Genomic DNA, 6,490 nt, shown 5'->3' with positions numbered 1-6,490 from the left:
AGATGGGAATGCTGTACTCCGCTTTTTCACCATCAACCGCATTTCGCCAGTAGTAGCCATGACGATAAAGGCGAACCATGCCCTTACAACAGGGACATCTATCAAAAGAAGGAAAATTGTTTTCCTTTCCCAAACGGGCATATTCTTCTAAATCGATTTTAAAGTCATGATAAACGACCACAAAAATCACCCCGAAGCATTTTGCAAAAATTATAGCAAAATGTCGGGGTATAGGAAACATTGTCTAACCGGGTTAATTTGAAAAAACTCTTCAGGTTAGGAAGAGGATAAAGAGGCAAGTGACAGTATTAGAGACAGACTATTATTCACGATTTGGCAGCGGTAAACTTTCAGTAGATAATATGCTCGTTGCCATGAGTAATATTGCTAAAAGTATTTCATTAGGGTTATTAGTAATTGATGAGATACAAAACCTTAGCAAGTCCAAGTCTGGAGGAGCCGACAGGATGCTGAATTTTTTTGTTACTCTGGTCAACACTATTGGCTTACCAGTATTATTAATAGGAACTCCTGAGGCTATGGGGGTATTGCAAGGGAAGTTCCGCCAGGCAAGGAGGGGTTCAGGGCAAGGAGATTTGGTATTTGAAAGGTTAGATAATGATATTAACTTCAAACTACTTGTAAGTGCAATATGGGGCTATCAATGGACGAAAAGGCCTAATGCTCTGACTGATGAATTAATAGATACCCTATATGATCAATCCCAAGGAATAATTGATATAACAGTGAAACTTTATGCTCTTGCTCAAACAAAGGCAATTTCAAGCGGGATTGAGACAATAACACCTGAATTAATTAAACAAGTGGCTGACGAAAGTTTAAGGCTGGTAAAGCCAATGTTAAATGCATTAAGGACAGGTAATGTAATGGAAATAGTAAAATATCCTGACATATATACTGGCAATATTGATTTAAATTATGAGTTGCCTAATCGGAATAGGTTTGTAATACCTACCACTTCCAAGCCACCTACAGTAGAAAATAATGAAAAGCCAGTGAAAGTTAGAACAAAGAAGATGCCTCCAAGTGCAGAAAATGATATTAGAGTTATGGTGCAGAATAAGGAGGCAGGCCTAACTGCTTATGATATATTGAAAAATCATGGGTTAATTAAAGGATTTGAAGTTATATGATGACTTTTTTCCCTACACCGTACCCAGATGAAATATTATATAGTGTTTTTGCTAGATATCATGTTAAAAGTCCAAATTTCAATGGAAGTGAAACTGCGAGGGATCTGTTTAATGTAAAGCGTATAGTTTGTAGCCTGGAATTCCCAACATTATTGGCAAATTTGGTCCACAATATGCCCTTAAACAGTCCTTTTGATGTAGATAGGCTAATATTCGAACATACCCTATTTCCCTATTATACGGTCTTTTTAAGTCCTGAGAACAGGAGAATAATAAGACAGTATATGTTGCATGGGGATGTTGAAATATACAACAAAATAACAGGCATAATAAACCCACTGGCTGAAAATAAATTTCTTAGATTTTGTCCAAAGTGCAATAAAGAAGATATGGATAGATATGGCGAATTATATTGGCATAGGGTTCATCAGATAAGAGGCATCTATATTTGTCCTCACCATAAAATACCTATTTATAATAGCAGTGTATCACTTGAGGACAATAAATATAAATATGTAGCAGCAAGGGAGAAAAACTGCATTGTTGAAAATGAGGTTGTGTATGAGCAAAGAACCTATGAAAAATTACTGATTATTGCAGATGATATGTGCTGGGTATTAAATAACCCTGTTATTAATACTAATATTAAGGAACAGTATTTAAATCAGTTGAAGATATTGGAGTATGCAACAGTGAATGGCAGTCTAAGGCAGAAAAAACTTATTGCTGATTTTGAAGCCTTTTGGGGCAGTGAGATACTTCAGATGACTCATAATACAATTAGGAAGACTAATAACAGTAATTGGCTTTTAAAAATGGGATGGAACAAAGCAACTATCGAAGATCCATTAAAACATATATTATTTATGAGATTTTTAGGTCTATCACCAGAAGTGTTATTTAATGAAAATGTAGAGTACCTACCTTTTGGGAAAGGGCCGTATCCTTGTCTAAATCCTGTTTGCAAACAATATAAGAAACAGGTCATTGAGAATGTAGAAATAAAAAATAATTATAAAACCAAGAGTCCAATAGGATATTTTACCTGTCCAAATTGTGGTTTTTCATATTTGAGACGTGGACCTGATACGAAAAAAGAAGACAAGTATAGATATTCTCGGATTGTGGATTTCGGGGATTATTGGAGAGAGGAATTAATACGGCTATTAAAGTATAACAGCGTGTCAACGGTTGCAAAATTAATGGGGACAAGCCATACAACTGTTTATGATTTCTTAAGAAGAAGTGAAAATAATAAACATCCTCCACCCTAGGTGGACAACAGGGTTGAAGGATGTTAATATACTTGAAATTAAAGATTATGCACTCATATTCACTGGGATGGAGTTCCAGATTTCTCTATAAGTTTTAAAGTCTCTCATTATATTATTTTGTAGTTGTTTGAATTCGGAAGGGGTCCAATACATCTCTTTTGCAAGATTAACATATATTGGAGCAGCATCAACTAAAATATTCTTAATTCTTAATACCTCTCTCAATTTATTTTTGTGATCAACTAATAAATAATCTACAGTGTCTTGATATGAAAGATCTTCTAATTCGTGTGTGTTTATTGACTTTGAATGATAGTTAAACCAATAGTTATAGAGGGGGTTGTTATGCTCACCAAAACCTATTAAATAAATTAATGAAGCAGCATTTCCGGAAACATTTACGCAACATCGTGCGCTTGCAGTGTTAGTGTTATTTAGAATATACTTTATATTTTTTGCAAAATCTTTTATTACAAAAGCAGTTTGATGTTTCTTCAGTTGCGGACTATAAATTCTTATTGATAACATCTGACCAGTTTTCATCTGTTCATACAATAATTTTGTTGGTAATGTAAGGTTTGCCATAAATAATCATTCCTTTCATAATATTTTTTAAATAAGAGTTTTTTCAGTATCATCCTTAAACAAAAGGGATAAATCATCTTTGTATCGATCTGTATCTCTCCAAAATTTGTAGATAATCATAATCATTGCGAAAGCCTGAAACTCAGATAATTTATTGATTTTGTCTATAAGAACCTTATTGTCAACTTTCCATTTTTCAATCATCCATTGCTCATTTTCTAATACATCAGTTGTTTCTAAAAGTAGAAATCTATTTGCTGATATCTTTGGCGAATATTTGATTGCATTAAATATATCAAATAAGCAGTAAAGTTCGTTTGAATCAAAATAATTATCAAGTTTTGTAATGGTTCTATATAGTAACTTGTGATATGTCAATACATAATCTTCCATCAGACTAGGGAAATATTCAGGTCCATTTCCATTATGGAAATCAGTTAAACAACATTTTACTTTTTCATTTAAATCAGAGTTAATCATAGTCATAACACCTCCTATTAAACATTTCCAAAGAAATCTCTTATTTTTGTGCTTATTTCAAAAAACACGTGATATACTAACGTTTGAATTATTAAAATTAAGTTTGTAATTTTTCTGCTAATAAAATAGGTAGATTTATTGTTATTGTTTGATATAATGTAATTGGACGATTTTAATGGGCCAAGAGGAATTTGAGGATTTCTCTTGGCCTGTTTTTTTACCTTTTATAAAACATTATCTTGGATATCTATCAACCTCCTTTACTTTTAAATTATATTTTCGGTAGACACCCCCTTACGCTACTTAATTTACTAAAAGTCAATTATAATGCAAAAATAAAGAGAATAATTTTACTATAAGTTAATTATAAAGCAAGTTTTATTAAATGTCAACAATAAAAATGAATAAAAGTAAAATAATTTACAAAATGATAATAATAATAGTTGACAATCGGTAAATTATATTGTAATATATACTCAAGGAGGTGATAGATAATGAGTTTTAATTTAAGTGAATTTATTAGAATGGAAATGGCCAAAAAAAATATAAAGGCAGTTGATTTAGCAGATGCACTAAATAAATCACCATCTTATATCAGCAAGATGCTTAAAAACAACATTATTCCGGATTACGAGGACTTAAAAGTCATAGCCAAAATACTAGATATTAACTATTCCTTTTTGCTCTTCCAGATAGGGATTCTTGATGAAGCGGATCTAAAACATATAATTGCCTGCAATACTCTTAAGGAATACTTAGGAGAGTTACTAAAAGTAAATGATATGAAAGAGGAAAAGGTTAATGCTTTTATTAACTTCCTTGAGACCAATAAGGAGAATTTGGGAGATAACTTAACTGACGAACTACTAAATAACGTAAAAGATGCATTAGGGGAGAACTTTATCTATCCAGATTATGCAACCCCCTATACCGAGGATTCCTATTACGGATTTAAAAAAATAAGGAACCTTAGGCTAGCCACTGGGGAATATGTGAGAAGTAAGTTCAGGAAGTTGCCTTTATATACTGCACTAAATAGCGGACCAATAACAGGTAGGGATATGGGATTTGATTTTAGCCTTTTAAAGGAAGAAATAGAACCAGATAGTGAAGTGGTGTGGTTTAAACCTGATGATAAGGAGTACTGCTACCTTGTTAATCTTGGACAATACAAAGATAAAGATAAAATACTTTTTGAAAGGGGTGATGCAATATACGTCGGTAAATATAATTATCAGGAAAAAACCATGGTCTTAACTGATATTATGAATGCAGTTTCAAGGGAAGAAGATGATACACCTATTGTTCTAACTGATACTAAAAGCATAAGGATTATTGGCAAAGTTTTATTTGAATTTAAAGCAGGATAATTAGGTTAAAAATTGTTTATAAGAAAAAACTGAATACAAAAAATCAAAGCATACTAACAGAGCAAACCTAGTCAAAGGATATTTAATCTTTGGCTTTATTTCCTGTTAGTATTTTTGTTTTTTAAGAAAGGAGAGAAGAAATATGTGTTATTCATTTGATGGAACGATTCTTGAGAGAACGTATGCAAATAATTTTGTAATGCCAATTTATATTGATGAGACAACTATAAAAGGTTTTCACTTTGAGTATGTTGCAGAAATACACATACAAGAAGTTGGATCAACCATGATAAGAACAGAAAACTTTTTAGACTTAATGAGTCTAGTAGAATTTTTTATAAACAAACATTCTAATCTGATATCAGAAGAAGCATTAGAGAAGTTTAAAAGAGATGAAAGGAAAATATTGACTAATGCTATTAACAAAACAAAGGAATTATTTGAAATTGAGATATCCAAGTTAGATGAAGCAGAGAAGTGGTTTATCCACACTTTTCTATTTTATATTCGATATGACACAATTAAAAAAAGATTTTCTGAAAAATATGCGAATCTCCTATATGCAAATCAACAAATATAGCAGATGGTGGAGATTTGCGAGAAGGGAATATGTAAGTCGGAGGGCAAATGGTTATAAAAAGCCCTCCCCAATATAAGAAGGGAGGTGACTTAAATGACAAGAAAAAATGGCCGTAAAGAGCCATGTATGGATGTCTATTTTAGAGATGACTATATCGAAATAAATCCCTATACGGGAGAAGAAATGGGATTTATTAATCCATATACAGGAGAAATGATTCCCTCAAGAAAGATGAGAAGACGTATCAAATACTGCAATCCTTATGGATATGAAACTAAAGGATTTGAACCTTATGAATAAATAAAATCAGGGGCAACAATAAAATCACTAAAAAGACTTAATATAATATAAAAATAGAATCCTAATAAAGCACGTTTAAAACACATACGAAAATACTTAAACACAGCATGCCCCTTTGTTTAATAACAAAGGAGGCATGAAAATGATGTTAAAATTATGTTTAGACACTCAAAAGTTAATTGAGAAGCCGACAGAAGAAGAAGTTTCAAAAATAGCAGCACGAATTGGATATCATGTCAAAGAATTGTCTGTAAAGGCTTTTGCCAGTAGCATAATAGTACCAAATGGAAAAACTTATTCACCATCAGTTTTTAAGGATGGGCAGAGAAGTATTAAGAACTGGATAAGCCAACAAATATTTGTTGTTGATATTGAAAATGATTCGCTGGATAATGTGTTAGATACTTGTGAAAGTGTGTTTGGCAAGTAGAAAATTCATAGTTTGGCAGTTAAGATGTGCATAGCATCCGTATTTAGTTAATTAATGATTCTGCCTGCTAACTATCGATCATTTCCCCATTACCCCTAGCCAAGATAGCCTCCCGATAGCGATAGCTGGGACCGGTAAAGCCTAATATGTGGGCGTGATGGACTAATCTATCAATTAGAGCAGCTGTTAGCCGGTCATCCCGGAAGATATCATTCCAGCGGCCGAACTCAAGATTTGATGTTATAATAACGCTTTGCTGCTCGTAACTGTTTGATATGACGTTAAATAGTAACTGTGATGATAATTTATCAAAGGGA

9 protein-coding genes and 1 pseudogene are annotated in these 6,490 nt (G+C 32.5%); 6 read left to right on the top strand and 4 right to left on the bottom strand.

The features are described 5' to 3' along the window. A pseudogene (locus BR02_RS15520) lies at positions 1–181 on the bottom strand (DUF6431 domain-containing protein); the annotation flags it as partial. Positions 182–299: 118 nt separating this feature from the next. On the opposite strand from BR02_RS15520, the gene BR02_RS0112645 reads away from it, so the two are divergent. Both BR02_RS0112645 and BR02_RS0112640 read left to right on the top strand, forming a co-directional pair. Beyond that, complete coding sequence (locus tag BR02_RS0112645) at positions 300–1,154, top strand: ATP-binding protein (RefSeq protein ID WP_051688316.1); 855 nt, start codon at positions 300–302, stop codon at positions 1,152–1,154. Continuing rightward, on the top strand, positions 1,151–2,428 hold the full coding sequence (locus BR02_RS0112640) for a TnsD family Tn7-like transposition protein (protein WP_051688315.1): 1,278 nt from the start codon (positions 1,151–1,153) through the stop codon (positions 2,426–2,428). Before BR02_RS0112645 ends, BR02_RS0112640 begins: the two co-directional genes overlap by 4 nt. Before the next feature lie 45 nt (positions 2,429–2,473). Here BR02_RS0112640 and BR02_RS0112635 read toward each other — a convergent pair whose 3' ends face one another. Together BR02_RS0112635 and BR02_RS0112630 are read right to left on the bottom strand one after the other, a co-directional pair. Next, a complete protein-coding gene (locus BR02_RS0112635; RefSeq protein WP_031517650.1) occupies positions 2,474–3,013 on the bottom strand; it encodes a hypothetical protein in 540 nt (179 codons plus the stop codon). Between the two features lie 27 nt (positions 3,014–3,040). Beyond that, on the bottom strand, positions 3,041–3,493 hold the full coding sequence (locus tag BR02_RS0112630) for a hypothetical protein (protein WP_031517648.1): 453 nt from the start codon (positions 3,491–3,493) through the stop codon (positions 3,041–3,043). Between the two features lie 494 nt (positions 3,494–3,987). Between BR02_RS0112630 and BR02_RS0112625 the strand changes: the two genes are divergently transcribed. The 4 genes from BR02_RS0112625 to BR02_RS0112610 all read left to right on the top strand — a co-directional run bounded on the left by BR02_RS0112625 (position 3,988) and on the right by BR02_RS0112610 (position 6,173). Continuing rightward, the gene (locus tag BR02_RS0112625) at positions 3,988–4,863 is read left to right on the top strand and encodes a helix-turn-helix domain-containing protein (RefSeq protein ID WP_031517646.1); all 876 of its coding nucleotides are present in this window, start codon (positions 3,988–3,990) and stop codon (positions 4,861–4,863) included. A 142-nt stretch (positions 4,864–5,005) separates the two neighbouring features. Beyond that, the gene (locus BR02_RS0112620) at positions 5,006–5,443 is read left to right on the top strand and encodes a hypothetical protein (RefSeq protein WP_031517644.1); all 438 of its coding nucleotides are present in this window, start codon (positions 5,006–5,008) and stop codon (positions 5,441–5,443) included. Between the two features lie 93 nt (positions 5,444–5,536). Further along, positions 5,537–5,743, top strand: coding sequence for a hypothetical protein (locus tag BR02_RS0112615; protein WP_031517641.1), 207 nt, complete (start codon positions 5,537–5,539; stop codon positions 5,741–5,743). A gap of 142 nt (positions 5,744–5,885) precedes the next feature. After that, complete coding sequence (locus BR02_RS0112610) at positions 5,886–6,173, top strand: hypothetical protein (RefSeq protein ID WP_031517639.1); 288 nt, start codon at positions 5,886–5,888, stop codon at positions 6,171–6,173. 67 nt (positions 6,174–6,240) lie between these two features. Here the strand turns inward: BR02_RS0112610 and BR02_RS0112605 are convergent. After that, positions 6,241–6,490: ATP-binding protein (locus BR02_RS0112605; protein WP_169738598.1), on the bottom strand; the 250-nt coding region annotated here is incomplete at its 5' end.

This window comes from Desulfofalx alkaliphila DSM 12257, assembly GCF_000711975.1.
In the GTDB taxonomy this organism is placed as follows: Bacteria; Bacillota; Desulfotomaculia; order Desulfotomaculales; family Desulfohalotomaculaceae; genus Desulfofalx; species Desulfofalx alkaliphila.
Note: the sequence above shows the minus strand (reverse complement) of the source record. Positions and strands in the feature narration are given on the sequence as shown.

Excerpts from the sequence above, each read along its gene's own strand:
- BR02_RS0112640 (WP_051688315.1), top strand. The coding sequence starts at position 1,151 with ATGATGACTTTTTTCCCTACACCGTACCCAGATGAAATATTATATAGT.
- BR02_RS0112635 (WP_031517650.1), bottom strand. The coding sequence starts at position 3,013 with ATGGCAAACCTTACATTACCAACAAAATTATTGTATGAACAGATGAAA.
- BR02_RS0112630 (WP_031517648.1), bottom strand. The coding sequence starts at position 3,493 with ATGATTAACTCTGATTTAAATGAAAAAGTAAAATGTTGTTTAACTGAT.
- BR02_RS0112625 (WP_031517646.1), top strand. The coding sequence starts at position 3,988 with ATGAGTTTTAATTTAAGTGAATTTATTAGAATGGAAATGGCCAAAAAA.
- BR02_RS0112620 (WP_031517644.1), top strand. The coding sequence starts at position 5,006 with ATGTGTTATTCATTTGATGGAACGATTCTTGAGAGAACGTATGCAAAT.
- BR02_RS0112615 (WP_031517641.1), top strand. The coding sequence starts at position 5,537 with ATGACAAGAAAAAATGGCCGTAAAGAGCCATGTATGGATGTCTATTTT.
- BR02_RS0112610 (WP_031517639.1), top strand. The coding sequence starts at position 5,886 with ATGATGTTAAAATTATGTTTAGACACTCAAAAGTTAATTGAGAAGCCG.